Source organism: Pseudarthrobacter sp. 902506025, assembly GCF_040702325.1.
GTDB lineage: Bacteria > Actinomycetota > Actinomycetes > Actinomycetales > Micrococcaceae > Arthrobacter.
Genome location: NZ_JBFBKW010000002.1, coordinates 589,978 through 608,657, shown reverse-complemented (window position 1 = coordinate 608,657; position 18,680 = coordinate 589,978). Strand labels below are relative to the sequence as shown.

Here is an 18,680-nt window from a genome sequence, read left to right as displayed (position 1 = left end):
GGAGCGTCAGGTGCGCTCCTGGTAGACGTCCGGGACGCCGTCGTGGTCGGAATCCACCTGCTCCAGCTCTTCAGCGAGCCGGTACTGGCGGTTGCGGGTGCGCAGGACAACCGTTGCCAGCAGCGCAGCAACCAGCGACGCGGCCAGGATTCCCACCTTGGCATGGTCGTCGTGGAGGCTGCCGTGGCCGAAGCTGAGCTCTGCCACCAGCAGGGAGACGGTGAATCCGATCCCTGCCAGCAACGCAACGCCGAACACGTCGATCCACTTGAAGGAGCTGTCCAGGCTTGCCCTGGTGGCTTTGGTCAGGACCCAGGTGGTGCCCATGATCCCGATCGGCTTGCCCAGGACCAGGCCCAGGATGATGCCCAGCGCCACGGGATCGGACAGGGCCGACCCCAGGCCCTCCCAGCCGCCAACGGCCACGCCTGCGGAAAAGAAGGCGAAGATGGGGACGGCCACGCCGGCGGAGATGGGCCGGAACCGGTGCTCGAAAATCTCTGCAAGCCCGGGGCCGGCTTCGGGGCCGCCGGAGGCCTGCGACCGGATCACGGGAACGGCGAAGCCCAGGAGTACGCCGGCCACGGTGGCGTGGATGCCCGACGCGTGCACCAGGGCCCAGGTCACGGCACCCAGCGGCAGCAGGATCAGCCAGGCAGCGGCTGCGTGGCGGCCGAAGAACCGGCGGTATTTCTGGGCCAGGAAAGCGTAGATGGCCAGCGGGATGAGCGCCAGGAGCAGCGGCACGGCCTGGATATCGCTGGAGTAGAAGAACGCGATGATGGTGATGGCAATGAGGTCATCCACCACGGCCAGGGTCAGCAGGAAGATCCGCAGGGCGCTGGGCAGGTGCGAGCCGATGATGGCCAGGACCGCGACGGCAAACGCAATGTCCGTTGCCGTGGGAATGGCCCAGCCGCGGAGCGTTTCCGGACTTGAAAGATTGACGACGGCGTAAATGACCGCCGGGACCGCCACGCCTCCCACGGCGGCCGCCACCGGCACAATCGATTTGCTCAGCTGCCGCAGGTCGCCGGCCACGAATTCGCGCTTGAGCTCCAGCCCCACCAGGAAGAAGAAGATGGCCAGCAGCCCGTCCGCTGCCCACGCCCCCAGGCTCAATTCAAGGTGCCACGGTGCGTAGCCCACCTTGAAGTCCCGGAGGGAGAAGTAGCTGTCCGACGCCGGGGAGTTGGCCCAGATGAGCGCGATGACCGCAGCAGCCACCAGGAGGGCGCCGCCCACCGTCTCCTTGCGGAGGATCTCACCGATCCGCAGCGCTTCGGCGTAGCTGCCGCGCGAAAAGACGGTGGAGCCAAAGAACGTGTTCCGGCGTGGGGTGGGCGGGGTGGAGTTCATGCGGGCGTCCTTAAATCCGGGTTCGACAAATCCATGCCGACCAGACTTCCCGGCGCACCTCCATCCATCCTACGGGGAACGGCACTAACCCGCGCGGCGCCCCCCGGTGTGGACCGGCCGGCCGTGCAGCTGGATGGCCCGCACGGCCCGGTCCAGGTAGGTGCGCGCCTCAGGGGAATTGGCAAGTTGTACCAGCTCCGCCGCCACCACCACGAGCTTGACGTTGCGGTGGCTGCTGGTGCTCACCAGCATCTGGAACGCGTCATCGGAGCCAAGCTTCAGCTGGCCCATGAGGATTCCCCGGGCCTGGTCGATCACCGTACGGGTGGCCGTGGCACCCGCTACTGCCTCCCGTGCTGTTTGTTCAGTTTCGCGCTGCAGCGTCCGGCTGAGGTCCACCATCACGCCTTCGAGCGCCACCACCGACCCGTCCGGGCCGAGGACTGCCTCTCCGGAGGTCAGCACGCGCCGGGTCCTGCCCTGGGCATCGACGAGCCGGTGGTACATGCAGAAGAACCCGCCGGTGGTGGAAACCTGCGCCACGATTTCCTCGCACCGCTCACGGTCATCCGGGTGTTTATGCGCGAAGAGCAGTTCCATGGTGGGCACCACCTCGCCGCGGTGGTAACCGTGCAGCCGGTACATCCCGTCCGACCAGTGGAAGGTCGGCCCCGCCGGTTCGATGTCCACCCTGAAGGTGCCGGCGTCACTTTCGCTGTCCCCGAGGGCACTCGAATACGTGTACAGGTCGCTGAGCTCCGTCACAGGTCCACCTCCCGCGGATACGCCAAACCCCCAGCGGGCCGGCTCTGTCCTCGCTCCTTCCAGTATGGTCGCCCGCGGCAACAGAAGGTAGTGCGGTAGGTCCTATGGAAGTCCCGGGGGAAATGCCCTATGGTGCTTGACCCAATATACCCCCAGGGGGTATATTGTGGGTGTTGTCAGTGAAGTGGTATGTCCCGGCCGGTGCCTGCACCGGACTTTCACAGCCGTTCAACCCCAGCACCCCTTGATTCCCTCAACGGATTGGAACTGACATGAACACCGGGAACCGTCCCCAGCTCCCCCTCGCCTCCTCCGGCTGCAGCTGCTGCGCCCCCGCCAGCGCTGCGCAGCCGTCCGGCACCCTGACTGCGCCTGCCACGCAGGTCTCCCCTGTCGGCGTCGTCAATGCCCACGCCGAATCCTCCACGCCACGGACTTACGCGGTGGCGGGCATGACCTGCGGGCACTGCGTCCGCTCCGTCGAAACCGCAGTTTCCGCCGTCCCGGGCGTCACCTCGGCCTCGGTGGACCTGGTGCCTGGCGGCAGCTCCCCGCTGGCCGTCATCGGATCGGCGCCCGACGCCGACGTGCGCGCCGCCATAGAGTCCGCCGGCTACGCCCTCGCCTGAGACAGCCAGCGTCCCGGAACGCCCCCACATTCCCCAGCCCCCGGACCAGGTCCGGGCAGCGCTTGCCTCCAAGGAGGACCAATGCAGGACCAGCAGCACACGCAGCATTCCACCGGCGGCCATGAGCACCACTCGCCGCCCAGCGGAACGCTAACGCAGCCGCCGGCGCACGGTGCCGGTCACGCCCAGCACGGCGCCCACAACGACGACGACCACACCGTCCATACCCACGGCCAGCACGCCGGACACAGCACCGCCATGTTCAAGAACAGGTTCTGGCTGACCCTGGCCCTCGCTGTTCCCGTGGTCTACTTCAGCCCCATGATGGGCCACCTCCTGGGCTACATGCCGCCGGAGTTCCCCGGCTCGGCCTGGATCCCGCCGGTCCTGGGCACCGTCATCTTCCTCTACGGCGGCCAGCCGTTCCTCAAGGGCGGCCTGCAAGAGCTGAAAGACCGCACGCCGGGAATGATGCTGCTGATCGCCATGGCCATCACCGTGGCGTTCGCTGCGTCCTGGGTCACCAGCCTGGGGATCGGCGGCTTCGACCTGGACTTCTGGTGGGAGCTGGCACTGCTGGTTGCCATCATGCTGCTGGGCCATTGGATCGAGATGCGCGCGCTCGGGTCCGCGCAGGGCGCACTCGATGCCCTGGCCGCGCTGCTGCCCGACGAGGCCGAACGCATCACGGACAACGGCACTGAAACCGTTCCCGTGTCTGAACTCAGCCCCGGGGACCTGGTCCTGGTCCGGCCCGGCGCCCGCATGCCGGCCGATGGCAGCGTGGTGGAGGGGCAGGCCGAATTCGACGAGTCCATGATCACCGGTGAATCCAAAACCGTGGCCCGCGGCGCAGGGGACACGGTGGTGGCGGGAACGGTGGCCACGGACAGCAGCGTCCGGGTCCGGGTCACGGCCGTTGGGGACCAGACCGCCCTGGCCGGGATCCAGCGCCTGGTGGAGGAAGCACAGGCCTCCTCCTCACGCGCCCAGGCCCTGGCGGACCGCGCCGCGGCGTTCCTCTTTTACTTTGCCGCCGGCGCCGGTGTCCTGACCTTCATCGCGTGGACGCTGCTGGGCAGCGTTCCGGAGGCCGTCACCCGCACCGTCACTGTGCTGGTGATCGCCTGCCCGCACGCCCTTGGGCTGGCGATCCCGCTGGTGATCGCCATTTCCACGGAACAGGCCGCCCGTGCCGGGGTGCTGATCAAGAACCGGATGGCCCTGGAGCGCATGCGCACCATCGACGTGGTCCTGTTCGACAAGACCGGCACGCTGACCACCGGCGAGCCGGAACTGAAGGATGTTGCCGTAGCTGGCGGAGCGGATGCCGACGCCGTACTCGCACTTGCTGCCGCGGTGGAGTCCGACAGCGAGCACCCTGTCGCCAGGGCCATCGTGCGGGCCGCGAAGGCACGGAACCTGGCACTGCCCGAAGCCACCGGCTTCACCTCGCTGACCGGTCGCGGTGTGCGGGCCAGCGTGGACGGCCGAACGGTGCACGTGGGCGGGCCGGCGCTCCTGCGCGAGCTCGGCGTCGTCGAACCTGACTCTTTGGCCGCCAGTACGCGCACGTGGATGGACCGCGGCGCCGCCGTGCTGCACGTGGTGGACGACGGCAGCATCCTGGGTGCGGTGAGCATGGAGGATGCGGTGCGGCCGGAGTCGCGGCAGGCCGTCTCGGCCCTGCAGCGCCGCGGCATCAAGGTGGCCATGGTCACCGGGGACGCCCACCAGGTGGCGCAGGCCGTGGCCGCGGACCTGGACATCGACGAGGTGTTCGCCGAGGTCCTGCCCGCCGACAAGGACAAGAAGGTGGCCGAGCTGCAGTCCCGCGGGCTGAAGGTGGCCATGGTGGGCGACGGCGTCAACGACTCCCCGGCCCTGGCCCGGGCCGAGGTGGGCATCGCCATCGGCGCCGGAACCGACGTCGCGGTGGAATCCGCCGGCGTGGTGCTGGCCGGAAACGATCCCCGTGCCGTGCTGTCCATGGTGGACCTGTCCCGCGCCAGCTACCGGAAGATGTGGCAGAACCTGGTGTGGGCCACCGGATACAACGTCCTGTCCGTGCCGCTGGCCGCCGGCGTCCTGGCCTTCGCCGGGGTGGTCCTCTCGCCTGCGGCCGGGGCTGTGCTGATGTCCGCGTCCACCGTGGTGGTGGCCCTGAACGCCCAGCTCCTCCGTCGCCTGAAACTGAACCCGTCCGAGGTACGTTGAGCACTGCAGACCGAATGGAAGGAGGGACGGCCATGACCACCCGCGCCGTGGCGTCCCTCTTCCGCCGTGCCTGGCTGTTCGCCGCCGCCCTGGCCGTCATCGCAGGGCTGCTGGGCATGCACGTGCTGACGTCCGGGCATGCCTCGCACGGGGCCGCTTCCCAGGGCAGCATGTCCGGGCATTCTGCCGGGCACAGCGCCGCCGCGCATTCTGATCCTGGAAGCCATGCCGGCCACGCGCTGCCGGCAGCCGGCACAGACGAACCTCAGCTTGCCTCGGCGGCCTGCGGTGATTCCTGCCCGGGTGCGCAGGAATCGGGGGCGCCCTGCATCCCGTCGGCCCCCAGCGGCCCTGTCACCCTTTCCCCGCCACAGGCCACCCTGGCCGTCCTGCCGCTGCTGCCGGCAGCCAGCCGGCCCGGCGCTGCTTACGACTACCTGCCGCCCAGCCCCACGCCCTGCGACCTGTCCATCAGCCGGACGTAAACCGGACTGCGCCTCCCATCACGGCCCAGTTCGACTACATCCCTGAAGGACAACCATGAAGACCACTTTCAAGACCCTTTCCATTGCTGCTGCCCTGGCAGCTTCTCTCGGCCTCGCCGGGTGCGCCGCCAACGCCGGCTCCGGCAGCAGCATGCCCATGGACCACGGCAGCTCCGGCGCCATGTCCAGCAGCATGCCCAGCGCCGGCGCCGACCATAACCAGGCGGACATCATGTTTGCCCAGATGATGATCCCCCACCACTCGCAGGCGGTGGAGATGAGCGACATCATCCTGGCCAAGTCGGATGTGCCGGCGGAGGTGACCGCGCTTGCCACCAAGATCAAGGGGGCGCAGGCACCGGAGATCGAGCAGATGACCGGCTGGCTGTCGGGCTGGGGCGCGCCCACCGCCATGAGTGACCATTCCGGCCACGGCATGTCCGGGATGGTCGACGACGCCGGCATCGACAAGCTCAAGTCCGCCACCGGGACCGAGGCCGCGAAGCTGTTCCTGGAGCAGATGATCGGCCACCACGAGGGCGCCATCGACATGGCACAGCAGGAGATCGGCGCCGGCAAGTCTCCCGACGCGGTGAAGCTGGGCCACGACATCGTGGATGCCCAGCAGGCGGAGATCACGCAGATGAAGCAGCTGCTGGCCACGCTGTAGCCGCACGTCCGCGTTCTAGCGGATATACACGGCGCGACGGCGGTCCCCGGCTTCGGGAGGCTGCCGCCGCGCCGTTGCGTGTTAAGTTGAAAGGCACGGGCCTGAGCGGGTCCGGCACCAGCTGGGAAAAGAGAACATCTCCTTGGACACTTCCGCGCCAGTACGAATCCTGACTGTCTGTACCGGGAACATCTGCCGGTCACCCGTGGCCGAGAGGCTGCTGCAGGCGGGGCTGGACCAGGTGGTGCCGGGTGGTTTCCAGGTGGCCAGTGCCGGGACCCGGGCTCTGGTAGGCGAGCCCATGCAGCCCATTTCGGCGGACATTGTGCGGACCTTTGGCGGCGACCCTGAAGGGTTCGCAGCGCGGCAGCTCACACCGAAGATCCTGCGCGGCGTGGACCTGGTGCTCACCATGACCTCAGGGCACCGCGGAGAAGTCCTCCAGCTGGATGCCTCCCTGCTCAAGCGGACGTTCACCATCCGCGAGTTCGCCCGGATGCTCGACGTCCTCGACCAGCGGGCGGCCGGTGCGGACAGCCAGCCCGCCGCCGTCGTATCCTCCCGGGACGCGTCTTCCCGGGACCCGTCTTCCGGGGACGCCGGGTCCCGCACGCACGGGTCCGACGCCGAGGGTGGGCTCGCTGCCAACGCGGCCCTGTGGCGGGGGCTGCCTGCGCGGGCCGCCGGGGTACGTCATCTCTCGCTCCCGGCGGACGCATCGGATAACGACATCGTGGACCCGTACCGCCGTGCACCGGAGGTCTACCGGGAGATGGAAGACCAGCTGGCCCCCGCGATCGTCTCCATCCTGCGGCACGCGCGCCTCAACTTCCCGGCCGGCGGGCAATAATCCCTGCGGCGGAAGGGCATCAACGCAGCATCACGGCGGCCGGGCAGGCCCTTTCCCAGGTGACAGTTTGGATACTCCTGTAGCCAATTGGGGCCTGCGGGACGGACACTGATCCCACCAGTCACAATGAGGTGGAGGCGGCATGAGCATCCCAGGCGGTCCTGATCCATCCGGGCCCGGCGCCGGAAACCCCGGCCCCCGGCAACCGGGCCCAGCCGGTTCCCACCGTCCTGCCTGGATCGTTACCCTGGGCCGGCGCCGCTGGATCGCAGCCCTGCTGGCGCTGGTGCTGGTGGTGGCCGCCGGCATCGCGGTCTTCAGCCTGAACCGGGCCGGCCAGGAAGCGCAGCCTGCAGCCACCCAGACCCAGTCGCCCAGCCCGACTCCCACACCCACACCGACTCCCACGCCGTCCGAAACTCCCCCGCCGGCCCCTGCTCCCCCACCGCCGCCTGCACCCATCCCTGACCTGCCCGCGGCCCCGATGAACATCCTGGTCATCGGCAGCGACACCCGCGATGTCCCGGCACGCGAGGCCGCAGCGCATACGGCAGCCACCGGTGAACCCCAGGACCAGCGGGCGGACACGCTCATGGTGGTCCACGTCCCTGCCGACCGGCGGAGCCTCTACCTCATCTCCATCAACCGCGACAACTGGGTGGACATCCCCGGGTTCGGCAGCGCCAAGATCAACGCCGCGCTGCAGTACGGCGGCATTGACATGCAGACAGCCACGGTCCAGCAGCTGCTGGGAATCACCATCGACCACACCCTCATGCTCGATTTCGGCGGGTTCAAGATCCTGGTGGACGGCCTGGGCGGGATCGACGTCAATGTCCCGATTCCCTTCCAGTCCACCATCGACACCGAGCATGTCTTCAGCGCCGGCGTGAACCACCTCGATGGCCAGGCTGCGCTGGAGTTCTCCCGCGAGCGCCACGCCTTCACCGACGGCGACCTCCAGCGTGTCCGTGACCAGCAGATCATGCTCCGCGCCATCCTGGGCCGACTCACCGCGGGCGGTGCCCTCAATGACGTGAACGCGGTGCGGTCGCTGGTTGATTTCGCCTCCTGCTGCCTCACGGTGGACAGGGGCTTCGATCCCCTTCAGGCCGCAATGCTGGCTTACAGCCTGCGGAACCTCGATGTGAACGCCATCGGCACCATGACCCTTCCCACGTTGGGCTCCGGCTTCGTGGCCGGGCAGTCCGTGCTGTTCCCGGACTACGGAGGCATTGCCGCGGTGGGCGCGGCCTTGCGGGAGGGCCGGATCGCCGACTTCGCGAAGCCCTAGCCCCGGGGGCGCTGCGGCCGCCTGCTGTTCAGCCGCGCCTCACCCCGGGTTCACCCGGCCGCCAGAATTTGTGTGCCGGCCCGGGAAAGCCTGAGGACATGACTGAGTCTTCCCAGGCAGGGGTTTCCCGCCGCACCATCGTCAAGAGTTCCGTCCTCGCCGCCGCGCTGGCCTCCGTTCCCGCAGCCAACGCTTCGGCAGCCACCCAGTTTCCCGCCCGCGTCGCGCTGGTCCGCAACCGGCTCACCCTGCCCAGCGGCATCGCCACCGGCGACGTCACCTCCGATTCCGCCGTCCTCTGGTCCCGTGCCTCGGGCGCCGGGCGGATGACGGCGGTCCTGCGGGCAGTGGACGACGCCGGCCAGGTCCTGCGCGGGCGCGGCGCCTTTGAGCGGGTCCTTCGCGGGCCCCGCGCCACCCAGGCGTCCGACTTCACCGCCAAGATCCATGCCGGGAACCTGCCGTCCAACACCCGGTTCGCGCTGGAGATCAGCTTCGAGGACGACGGCGGCGCGGCGAGCGAGACGGTCAGCGGCAACTTCCGCACAGCGCCGGACGCCGGGACGGTCAACGGCAAGGGCCGCACCGGCGGGACGAGCAACGGAGGCGAGGTCCCGGCATCGTCAGCGCAAAGCTTTGTGTGGACCGGTGACACCGCCGGGCAGGGATGGGGCATCAACGAGGAGATCGGCGGCATGCGCGGCTACCGGGCCATGCACCAGACCCGCCCGGACTTCTTCATCCACTCCGGCGACACCATCTACGCTGACGGCCCCATCGCCGAAACCGTGGTGGAAAAGGATGGGCAGGTGTGGCGGAACCTGGTGACGGAAGAGGTGTCCAAGGTTGCCGAGACGCTCACCGAATTCCGCGGCCGTCACCGCTACAACTCCATGGACACCAACATGCGCGCCCTGTTCGCGGACGTGCCGGTGATCGCCCAGTGGGATGACCACGAGACGCACAACAACTGGTACCCCGGCCAGATCCTGGACGACTCCCGCTACACCGTGCGGGACGTCAACACCCTCGCCGCCCGCGGCCGGCAGGCCTGGCAGGAGAACATGCCCATCGCGGACAGTTCGGCCCTTTGGCGCCCGGGAACATTCGACGACGCCGGCACCTACCAGCCGGCCCGCATCTACCGGAAGATCTCCCGCGGCCCGCAGCTGGACATCTTCTGCCTGGACATGCGCACCTACAAGTCCCCCAACACCGACGGCAAGGAACCCTACGCCACCGCCATCCTGGGCCAGGAGCAGGTGGACTGGCTGGTCAGCGAGGTCTCCAAGTCCAAGGCCACCTGGAAGGTGATCGCCAACGACCTCCCGCTGGGAGTGGTGGTCCCGGACGGCCCGGTGAACCAGGAGAGCCTGTCCAACCGCGACGCCGGAGCCCCCCTGGGCCGTGAGCTGGGGATCGCCGGGGTGCTGAGTGCCTTCAAGCGCAACGGCGTGAAGAACACGGTGTGGCTCACCGCGGACGTGCACTACTGCGCCGCCCACCACTACTCCCCCGAACGGGCCGCCTTCACCGACTTCGACCCGTTCTGGGAGTTCGTGGCCGGCCCCATCGCCGCGGGATCATTCGGCCCCAACTCCATGGACGGCACGTTTGGCCCCGAGGTGGTGTTCTCCAAGACCGGACGCTTTGCCGGCGAGTCCCCGCGCGACGGCGAGAACCAGTTCTTCGGGCACGTCCAGCTCGGTGAGGACAACAGCTTCACCGTGAGCCTCCGCAACGCCAACGGCGGCACGGTGTTCTCCAAGGTCCTGACGCCCGAGCGGTAACGCCGGTTCCATCCCGTTCTGTTGCGATGGCGACGGCGGCGCGCGCACCCACGGTGCCCTGCCGCCGTCGCCCGTTATTTTCCGCCGCCCCCTGGGTACGCCGTTGGTAGTGTTCCTGAATTCGGCACGGCATGAGGCACGGTTTTGCACGGCGAGGATGGGTGGTTTTGTGAACGGTGGATCTTCGAACGACGACGGCCTGACGGAAGCGGTCCAGGAGGCCGGGGCGGTGGAACTGCTGCTGATCCGGCATGGCGAGAGCGAAGGCAACGTTGCGGCCACCGAGGCGCGCGAGGCTGGCGTGGAGGTCATCCAGGTTCCCGCCCGGGACGCGGACGTGGACCTGTCCGGAACAGGCAGGGACCAGGCCGAGGCGCTGGGCACCGCGCTGGGACGGATTGCCGGGGAGTTCCGCCCGGACGCAGTGGTTTCCTCCCCCTATGCGCGTGCCCGGCAGACGGCCGAGATTGCGGTGGAAACCGCCGGCTGGCCGTTGGAGGTGCGCATCGACGAGCGGCTCCGCGACCGCGAGCTCGGCATCCTGGACCGGCTCACCCGGCTGGGCGTCGAGAACCGCTACCCCGAGGAATCCGAGCGCCGGGAATGGCTGGGCAAGCTGTACTACCGGCCGCCGGGAGGGGAATCCTGGGCCGACGTAGCGCTGCGGCTGCGGTCGGTGCTGGCGGAACTGAACAACCTGGGCACCGGCCACCGGGTGATGCTGGTGTGCCACGACGCCGTGATCATGCTGTTCCGGTATGTCCTCGAAGGACTCAGCGAAAAGGAACTGCTGGACCTCGCGGCCACGGAAGCCATCCTTAACGCCTCGATCACCCGGTTCGTCCGGCCCTCAGGGGTGGGCCCGTGGACGCTGGAAAGCTTCAACGTGGCCGACCACCTGGCGGAGCAGGGCGTCACTGTCACCGAGCACGCGGGAGACACCAGTGTCCGGCCGCGGTGACTCCTCCGGCGCCACACTGGTAGCGCCGTCACTCCTGCGCGAATGGCCGCTGCCGGCGCCGGGCGCGGACAAGTACTCCCGCGGGTCCGTGCTGGTGGTGGGCGGCGCCCGGGCCACTCCCGGTGCTGCGCTGCTGGCCGGGGTTTCGGCCCTGCGCGCGGGGGCCGGGAAGCTCACACTGGCGGTGGCGGAATCGGTGGCCGTGCAGCTGGGGGTTGCCTTGCCGGAGTGCGGCGCCATTGGCCTGCCGGAAACTCCGGGGGGATCCGTCAAGCCGGAGCTGGCGCCGATAGCCTCCTACCTGGACCGGGCGGACGCCGTGCTGGTGGGGCCGGGGCTGGATGATCCGGACATGGCCCGCGGACTGCTCGAGGCGCTGCTGGAACGCGAGGCAGGCCGTGACGGAGCCTCCGATCCGGACGGCACGGAACGGCCCGCCGTCGTCCTCGATGCCTACGCACTGGGCGCCCTGGTGCAGCTCGAGGATCAGCTGGACCCCTGGCGCGGCCGGCTGATCCTCACCCCGAACCCCACCGAAGCCGGCATCCTGCTGGGACGGGACGTGGCGGACCTCGAAAAGGACCTCGCCGAGATCTCCGCCCGGTACGGCGCCGTGGTCAGCTGCCAGGGACTGATCGCCCGGCCGCCCGGCCCGGACCCGGACGAACCCGAACTCTGGAAGATCACCACAGGCTACGGCGGCCTGGGGACCTCCGGCAGCGGCGACGTCCTGGCAGGGGCGATTGCCGGGCTCCGGGCCCGCGGAACCACCGGCGCCCAGGCGGCCTGCTGGGGTACCCACCTGCACGCAGCGGCAGCGGACCGGCTGGCCAGCAGGCTGGGGCCGCTGGGATTCCTGGCCCGCGAACTCGCCGATGAACTGCCCGCCCTGATGCTGGAGCTCAGCGCCTGACGCAAGTCCCCGGACGCGTGGATGGCCCCCGGCCGAAGCCGGGGGCCACCGTGGCGGGAGGTTAAGGCCTACGCTGCCGGTGCGCTGTCTGGCGCTGTGGCGTGCACAGAATGGCGATTCGCCCCAAAAAGGCAGTCAACAGATGTGCCCGCCTCCCGGTCCTGTGTGGAACTAAGCGGCGATTTCCTGCTTTGCCCCCTTCGTTTCGATCTCGATCTTGCGCGGCTTGGCCTTTTCGGCGACCGGGATGCGCAGCGTCAGGACACCTGCGTCGTAGCTGGCCTTGACATGTTCGGTGTCCAGGGTGTCGCCAAGGATCAGCTGGCGGCTGAAGACGCCGCGCGGCCGTTCAGAGGCGACCAGCTCGATGTCCTTGCCCGCCGGGTCCGGGCGTTCGGCCCGCACCGTCAGGACATTCCGTTCAACATCCAGGTCCACCGAGTCCACCGAAACACCGGGCAAATCGAAGGCCACGACGAATTCCTGGTCCTCGCGCCATGCATCCATCGGCATCGCCGCCGGGCGTGCAGCCGTGCCGAGGACCTGCTGGGCCAGCCTGTCCAGCTCGCGGAACGGATCGGTTCGCATCAACATGGCTTCCCTCCTCGTAAGAGATGGTCCAACACAGTTTCCGTATCAGCCGATCTGTAGTGGCTGATATAGATTTTTTAGCACTGGAGGAGTAAGTCTGCAAGAGTTTGCGGCAGCGGATTCCGGTGGTTTTCCGGCCCTTGCCCAGGCACGGAAAAGGGGCCTTCCACCTGCGCATACGCAGCCGGCGGAAGCCCCCTTCCAAGGTTTGCGGTCAGTCCCTGGTGGGGTCCGGACGGAGCGGAGCGGGGCCCGGGTCCGGGACGGGCAGCGGCCCCGGTGACGGTGGTGCGGGGAACGGGTTCGGGGACGGCGGGCCGGGCGGGCGCGGCTGGGTGGGGTCCGGGGACGTGGGCTCCGGGCCAGGTTCGGGCGGAAACGGCTCTGGTTCGTGCACTGGCGGGATGGTCATGGAACTTCCCCTCTCACACTGGGCGGATCATACTGGCAAATCACGCATTGGGCGGACCTGCCTTGAACTGACCAGACTACGCTTGCCATCCCCCCGCAAACCACCCTCCCCCTCCCCCGGGTTGCTCCATCAGCTTTGGTTCCTAAACGCCGGTTTAGGAGCCATAAGTGATGGAGCATTACGACGGCGGGACATTACCAAGGTGGATCGCGCTCAGCCGGGTGCGGCACCGACCAGCCGAAGCCACGACCCAAGCTCGCCAGGGTCGGCCTCACCGCAGCGGTAGCCGACGTACCCGTCCGGGCGGACCGCCACCATGCCCCGCCCAGGGTGGCTGGTGAGCCGGTGGACGTGGACCAGTGGCGAACCGGGACCCGCAGGGAAAGCGGGCCCGGCACCCAGTGTGCCCGGCGCGGCGTCGCGCTCGAACAACAGGTGGATGCCCGGCACCGCGGTCAGGTCGTGAAGACGGGCCACCCGTCCGCCCACGGAAGCGGGCCCGTCCGGCAGCCGCTCCCCAGGCCTCGGCCATCCGCCGGCCCCGGGCATACGGTCTCGTGATATCGCACTGCCGCGGTAGTTCACGAACGGCTGGGCCAGCAACCTGATGCCCTTGGAAGTGAGCCACCGCCGGCGCAGCAGCAGCGGCAGCACCGGCGCGAAGACGGGCAGGGCGCTCCGGACCAGCCGGGCCACCGGATGCGGCGAGGCTTCGCCGAAGAAGATCACGTGCGTCAGCGCCAGTACGCGCCGGGCCGCCAGCCGCCGCTCCTGCCCGTAGCTGTCCAGCAGTTCCGGGAGCGGCGTACCTGCGGACGAGGCGAAGCCCAGCTTCCAGCCGAGGTTGAGGGCATCCAGGATGCCGTTGTTCATGCCCTGGCCGCCGGCGGGTGAGTGGGCGTGCGCGGAATCACCGGCCAGGAAGACAGGACTGGCGCCGAAGGTGCTGGCAATCCGGTGCTGCAGCGGAATCTGCGCCGACCAGCGCACCTCGCTGACCGCAGCACCCAGGCCGGATCCACCCAGTCCCGATTCCCCCACCAGCCGGGCCACCTCCTCTGCGGGAACGGGCGGACCCAGCTGGCCGAACCGGGCTCCCGGCGCCGGGGCTGCCGGACGGGTTGCCAGCATTCGCCAGGTGGCACCCTCGCCCGGCGCGAACAGGAAGACCAGCCCGGCGGCGCCGACGGCCACGTGCAGCAACCCCTCGTCGAGGGAGCCATCAAGTTCAAGGTCGGCCATGACCGCTTCCACCCCGTACGGGCCCCCGCGCCACTGCGCACCGGTCAGGCCCCGGACAGTGCTGGACTGCCCGTCGCAGCCGGCCAGGAACCGGGACACGTGGTGCTCCGCCAGGTTGCGCCCCAGGCCGCCGGCGCGATGCAGCTCCGCGCGCACCAGGCTTTGCGTGGACGCCAGGGCTGGCTCCCGCTCGAACCCGTGGAACTCCACGCCCCAGTCCACGTGGATCCCCCGGGCCTGAAGCGCCAGGCAGAGGACGTCCTCGACGTCGGCCTGCCGGACCAGGGTGAGGTGTGGGAAGGCCGTGTCCGGGAGGTCCGCGTGGCCCAGCCGGGCTTCGACAACGTGCCGGCCCAGGTGGATGCGTGCCTCGGGAGTGGTATCGGCGCGGTTGAGCAGCTCATCGGTCACCCCCAGCGGGCGCAGGCCCTCGAGCGCCCTGGCGTGCAGCATCATGGCGCGGGACGGACGCGCCCTGTTCGCGCGCCGATCCACCACCCGCACTGTTGCGCCGTGGGCGTGGGCCTGGAGGGCAGTGGTGAGTCCGGCGGGACCAGCGCCCCCCACCAGGACGTCGCTGTCCGCCGTCGTACCTTGACCGGGTGGCATGGGCGGCGGATGTTAGTTGGGGTTGAGGAGCCGCCACCAGGCGTGGTCCGCCTGGGCAGCGGCCGGCATCGCGGCGGGATTGGCGAGCACCTCGTCGCGGCGCAGTCCGGGAAGCACCTTGTAGCTGATGGACCCGGGGACGCTGACCAGTTCCAGGACGCGCCACAGGGCTGCGGCGTACTTGCGGGCGCGTTCGGGACCGTCCCATTCGTACAGCCCGCGGTAGGCGCCGAAGGTGTCGTGGGCGCACCAAAGCTTGGAGACAAACCCCGGGAACCCCACAAAGAGCGGGGTGTTCATCAGGCTCTCCGCCTCGAACAGGCGGTGCGCCCTGCCGCGGACCAGCCGGAGGGTGAAGGCCACCACCAGGACGCAGGGCTCGGCGGGCCGGCGGTCGACGGCGGTCTCCCGGTAGACCCGCGCGGTGCTTCCGTCGGCGAACCGCAGCACCCTGCCAACATTGTGTTTCGGAAGATGGACCTGCCGGCGGACCAGCATGGCACAGGACGCCGCCACGCAGCGGGCCACCGCCAGCCATGCCTGGGCCCGGGGAGCGGGTCCGGATTCCACGGTCATGGTGCCTCCTGTCCTCGCAACGCCCTTCCAGCCTGCCGGGCCGCGGGGCAGGCACCCAGAGTCTTTCGCCCCTTTCGGCTCCCCCGGTAGCGAACGCCCTGCGGGGTTGCCGGAGGGGGTCTATATATTGAATCCATGACCTCCACTTCCCTGCAGGATTCCACCGGTACTGCGATCCCGGCGCTCCCGGTTGCCAAGAAGATCCCCACCGAGCGCACCCACCACGGGGAGACGTTCGTGGACAACTACGAGTGGCTGCGGGACAAGGAGTCGCCGGAGGTAGTGGAGCATCTCCGGGCCGAAAACGCCTACCAGGAAGCCGTCACGGCGCACCAGGAACCGCTCCGCGAGGCCATCTTCCAGGAGATCAAGGGCCGCACCCAGGAAACCGACCTGTCCGTCCCGCACCGCAAGGACGGCTGGTGGTACTTCAGCCGTTCCGCGGAGGGCAAGGAGTACGGCATCCACTGCCGGGTGAAGGCGCAGGACACCGGAGACAAAGTGGCCGACTGGACTCCGCCGGCAGTGGAGGCAGGGGTAGGGATTCCCGGCGAAGAGATCCTCCTCGATGGCAACGTGGAGGCCGAGGGCAAGCCGTTCTTCTCCGTGGGCGGTACCGCCGTCACGATTGACGGCAACCTGTACGCCTACGCGGTGGACAACTCCGGCGATGAGCGGTTCACCTTACGGATCAAGGACCTCCGCACCGGCGAACTGCTGCCGGATGTCATCGAGAACATCTTCTACGGGGTTGCCTTCTCCCCGGACGGCACCCGCCTGTTCTACACCGTGGTGGACGAGTCCTGGCGCCCCTACCAGGTGAAGGCGCACGTCCTGGGCACCCCGGTGTCCGACGACGTGGTGGTGTACCAGGAGGACGACGCCGCCATGTGGCTGGGCTTCGAGCTGTCCGCGGACCTGCGCTACCTGGTGCTGGGCATCGGCTGCTCGGAGTACAGCGAAACCCGGCTGCTGCGTTTCGACGATCCCACTGCCGCCGTCACCACTGTCATTTCGCGCAACGAACGCGTCCTGTACGAGGCCGAGCCCTTCCTGCTCGACGGGCAGGAAAAGATCCTGCTCACGCACAACCGCGGCGCCATCAACTCCATGGTCTCCCTGGCTGACCCCGCCGAGCTGGAAAAGCCGCTCTCGGAGCAGACCTGGCGGACCGTCGTCGGGCATTCCGATGACGTCCGCGTCAACGGCGCGGGCGTCACCGCCACGCACCTGATCGTGTCCATCCGTAAGGACACGATCGAACGCGTCCAGGTGATGGGGCTGGCCGGGCTGGGCACGGCCGCCCAGCAGGAGCCCGTGGAGCCGGCGTTCGACGAGGAGCTGTACACCGCGGGCGTGGGCGGCTCAGACTATGGAGCGCCCGTGATCCGGCTGGGCTACACGTCCTACTTCACGCCGTCGCGCATCTACGACTTCGTGCTTCCCACGCCGGAGCAGCCGGCCGGCGAGCTGCTGCTGCGCAAGGAAAGCCCGGTACTGGGTGGTTACGACGGCAGCGACTACGTGGCCACCCGGGAGTGGGCCACTGCCGGCGACGGCACGCGGATCCCGCTGTCGGTGCTGCGGCACAAGTCCGTCAAGCAGGATTCGACGGCGGCGGGCCTGGTGTACGGGTACGGCTCCTACGAGATGAGCATGGATCCAGGCTTCGGCATCGCACGGCTGTCGCTGCTGGACCGCGGCGTGGTGTTCGTGATCGCCCACATCCGCGGCGGCGGGGAACTGGGCCGCCACTGGTACGAGGACGGCAAGAAGCTCACCAAGAAGAACACCTTCACCGACTTCGTGGACGCCACCGACTGGCTGGCAAACTCCGGCTGGGTGGACCCTGCACGGATCGCGGCGCTGGGCGGCTCGGCCGGCGGCCTGCTGATGGGCGCCATCGCCAACATGGCGCCGGAGAAGTATGCGGCGATCGTGGCGCAGGTGCCGTTCGTGGATCCGCTCACCAGCATCCTGGATCCCGACCTGCCGCTGTCCGCGCTGGAGTGGGAGGAATGGGGCAACCCCATCACGGATCCGCAGGCCTACGCCTACATGAAGTCCTACTCGCCGTACGAGAACGTGCGGGAGGTGGCCTATCCCAGGATCGCCGCCGTGACGTCCTTCAACGACACCCGCGTCCTTTACGTCGAGCCGGCCAAATGGGTGCAGGAGCTGCGGAACAAGACCACGGGGTCCCAGCCGGTTGTCATGAAGATCGAGATGGATGGCGGCCACGGCGGCGCGTCCGGCCGCTATGTGCAGTGGCGTGAGCGGGCCTGGGACTACGCGTTCATCGCCGATGCCCTGGGTGCCACCGAGCTGATTCCCGGGGCCGGCCCCAGATAGGCCCGGGCTGAGCCAGGCGGAGGCTTCCAGCCGCCGTCGAACGCTGGCCGCTGCGGGGTGATCAGGGCTGCGGGTGTTCGGCCATCCATTCCGCCAGGGTTTCGAGGTTGGCCCGGACAGTCCGGCCCTGGGCCCTCTCCACCAGCGGGTCGGCCAGCCTGCCGAAGATGCCCCCGAGGCCGGACGCAGCATCGATCCGCTGGGTGACGCGCGTCCCGCCGTCGGCAGGCTCCAGGGTGAACGTCACCGTGAAGTCCAGCTTCCCTTCCACCGATTTGGACACCATGCGCCGGGGCGGATCAAACTCCTTGACCTCAACGGTCCAGTCGAAGTGCCTTCCCATGACTTTGCTGGTTCCCCGGCCGTGGGTGCCCACTCCCACGGGCCCTTCGCCGACCCGTTCCGACGAGGTCACCGAGGAATCGTAGACAGCGACATTGTCGAAGTTCGACAGGAAATCGAAGACCTCCTGCGGTGGCCGGGCAATGACGACGCTTTCTTCTACAACAGGCACAGCATTCTCCTTCGAGGGCACCTGATGCCGGCCGGGCGTGGCCGGCAGGGACAGCATGGCCCTGGACGCGGCCGGTGTCAATGCCGCCATTCTGTGGTGCAGGCGGCCGGGCCCGGGGTTCGGACACGTAGCTGCCAAAACAACGTAATAATGCTTACGATTGGCTCCGGGGACGCCCGCCGGGGCGGCAGCCGGGCCGCAGAGCGGCACAGACCCACCGCATCACCCAGCCAAGGAGTGCAGATGTCGCTGAGCAAGGGAACGCATGTGGAGTGGAACACTTCACAGGGCAAGACGCACGGCAGGATTGTCGAAAAGAAAACCAGCGACTTCGAGCTCGACGGCAACACGCACCGGGCCAGCGAGGATGAGCCGCAGTACGTGGTCGAATCGGACAAGACGGGCGCCCGGGCAGCGCACAAGGCATCTGCGCTGACCGAGAAGAAGTAGT

The 18,680-nt window shown here is 68.7% G+C and carries 17 protein-coding genes; 11 read left to right on the top strand and 6 right to left on the bottom strand.

The annotated features are described in order from the left end of the window. Positions 1–6: 6 nt before the first annotated feature. Positions 7–1,359 (bottom strand): Na+/H+ antiporter NhaA, encoded by a 1,353-nt coding sequence (gene nhaA, locus AB0280_RS06665; protein ID WP_159633303.1) that lies wholly within the window; start codon positions 1,357–1,359, stop codon positions 7–9. Positions 1,360–1,443: 84 nt separating this feature from the next. Next, the gene (locus tag AB0280_RS06660; protein ID WP_159633305.1) at positions 1,444–2,124 is read right to left on the bottom strand and encodes a PAS and ANTAR domain-containing protein; all 681 of its coding nucleotides are present in this window, start codon (positions 2,122–2,124) and stop codon (positions 1,444–1,446) included. 272 nt (positions 2,125–2,396) lie between these two features. On the opposite strand from AB0280_RS06660, the gene AB0280_RS06655 reads away from it, so the two are divergent. The 9 genes from AB0280_RS06655 to AB0280_RS06615 all read left to right on the top strand — a co-directional run bounded on the left by AB0280_RS06655 (position 2,397) and on the right by AB0280_RS06615 (position 11,933). Then, positions 2,397–2,753, top strand: a complete 357-nt coding sequence (locus AB0280_RS06655; RefSeq protein ID WP_159633307.1) for a heavy-metal-associated domain-containing protein — start codon at positions 2,397–2,399, stop codon at positions 2,751–2,753. An 81-nt stretch (positions 2,754–2,834) separates the two neighbouring features. Further along, a complete protein-coding gene (locus AB0280_RS06650; protein WP_307489066.1) occupies positions 2,835–4,970 on the top strand; it encodes a heavy metal translocating P-type ATPase in 2,136 nt (711 codons plus the stop codon). 32 nt (positions 4,971–5,002) lie between these two features. Then, positions 5,003–5,455: a hypothetical protein gene (locus tag AB0280_RS06645; protein WP_366366536.1), complete on the top strand. Its 453-nt coding sequence runs from the start codon at positions 5,003–5,005 to the stop codon at positions 5,453–5,455. 55 nt (positions 5,456–5,510) lie between these two features. Then, entirely contained in the window at positions 5,511–6,125 is a 615-nt protein-coding gene (locus AB0280_RS06640) for a DUF305 domain-containing protein (protein WP_224026940.1), read from the top strand. Between the two features lie 142 nt (positions 6,126–6,267). Continuing rightward, complete coding sequence (locus tag AB0280_RS06635) at positions 6,268–6,975, top strand: low molecular weight phosphatase family protein (protein WP_224026941.1); 708 nt, start codon at positions 6,268–6,270, stop codon at positions 6,973–6,975. A 142-nt stretch (positions 6,976–7,117) separates the two neighbouring features. After that, complete coding sequence (locus tag AB0280_RS06630) at positions 7,118–8,269, top strand: LCP family protein (protein ID WP_366366535.1); 1,152 nt, start codon at positions 7,118–7,120, stop codon at positions 8,267–8,269. Between the two features lie 98 nt (positions 8,270–8,367). Further along, on the top strand, positions 8,368–10,059 hold the full coding sequence (locus tag AB0280_RS06625) for an alkaline phosphatase D family protein (RefSeq protein WP_366366534.1): 1,692 nt from the start codon (positions 8,368–8,370) through the stop codon (positions 10,057–10,059). Between the two features lie 157 nt (positions 10,060–10,216). Continuing rightward, positions 10,217–11,020, top strand: coding sequence for a histidine phosphatase family protein (locus tag AB0280_RS06620; protein ID WP_425328583.1), 804 nt, complete (start codon positions 10,217–10,219; stop codon positions 11,018–11,020). Then, positions 11,004–11,933 carry an NAD(P)H-hydrate dehydratase gene (locus AB0280_RS06615; RefSeq protein WP_366366532.1) on the top strand — a complete coding sequence of 310 codons (930 nt, stop codon included), beginning with the start codon at positions 11,004–11,006 and terminating at the stop codon, positions 11,931–11,933. Before AB0280_RS06620 ends, AB0280_RS06615 begins: the two co-directional genes overlap by 17 nt. A gap of 171 nt (positions 11,934–12,104) precedes the next feature. Here AB0280_RS06615 and AB0280_RS06610 read toward each other — a convergent pair whose 3' ends face one another. The 3 genes from AB0280_RS06610 to AB0280_RS06600 all read right to left on the bottom strand — a co-directional run bounded on the left by AB0280_RS06610 (position 12,105) and on the right by AB0280_RS06600 (position 15,363). Beyond that, positions 12,105–12,527, bottom strand: a complete 423-nt coding sequence (locus AB0280_RS06610) for an Hsp20/alpha crystallin family protein (protein WP_159633328.1) — start codon at positions 12,525–12,527, stop codon at positions 12,105–12,107. 622 nt (positions 12,528–13,149) lie between these two features. After that, complete coding sequence (locus AB0280_RS06605; RefSeq protein WP_366366530.1) at positions 13,150–14,787, bottom strand: FAD-dependent monooxygenase; 1,638 nt, start codon at positions 14,785–14,787, stop codon at positions 13,150–13,152. Positions 14,788–14,799: 12 nt separating this feature from the next. Then, positions 14,800–15,363, bottom strand: a complete 564-nt coding sequence (locus AB0280_RS06600) for a hypothetical protein (RefSeq protein ID WP_307489077.1) — start codon at positions 15,361–15,363, stop codon at positions 14,800–14,802. Positions 15,364–15,498: 135 nt separating this feature from the next. Between AB0280_RS06600 and AB0280_RS06595 the strand changes: the two genes are divergently transcribed. Next, the gene (locus AB0280_RS06595) at positions 15,499–17,715 is read left to right on the top strand and encodes a S9 family peptidase (protein WP_366366528.1); all 2,217 of its coding nucleotides are present in this window, start codon (positions 15,499–15,501) and stop codon (positions 17,713–17,715) included. A 61-nt stretch (positions 17,716–17,776) separates the two neighbouring features. Here the strand turns inward: AB0280_RS06595 and AB0280_RS06590 are convergent, their stop codons facing one another. Then, on the bottom strand, positions 17,777–18,229 hold the full coding sequence (locus AB0280_RS06590; RefSeq protein ID WP_366366526.1) for an SRPBCC family protein: 453 nt from the start codon (positions 18,227–18,229) through the stop codon (positions 17,777–17,779). 243 nt (positions 18,230–18,472) lie between these two features. Here AB0280_RS06590 and AB0280_RS06585 point away from each other — a divergent pair, with 243 nt between their 5' ends. Further along, positions 18,473–18,679 carry a DUF2945 domain-containing protein gene (locus tag AB0280_RS06585; RefSeq protein WP_043452340.1) on the top strand — a complete coding sequence of 69 codons (207 nt, stop codon included), beginning with the start codon at positions 18,473–18,475 and terminating at the stop codon, positions 18,677–18,679. Position 18,680: the final 1 nt, after the last annotated feature.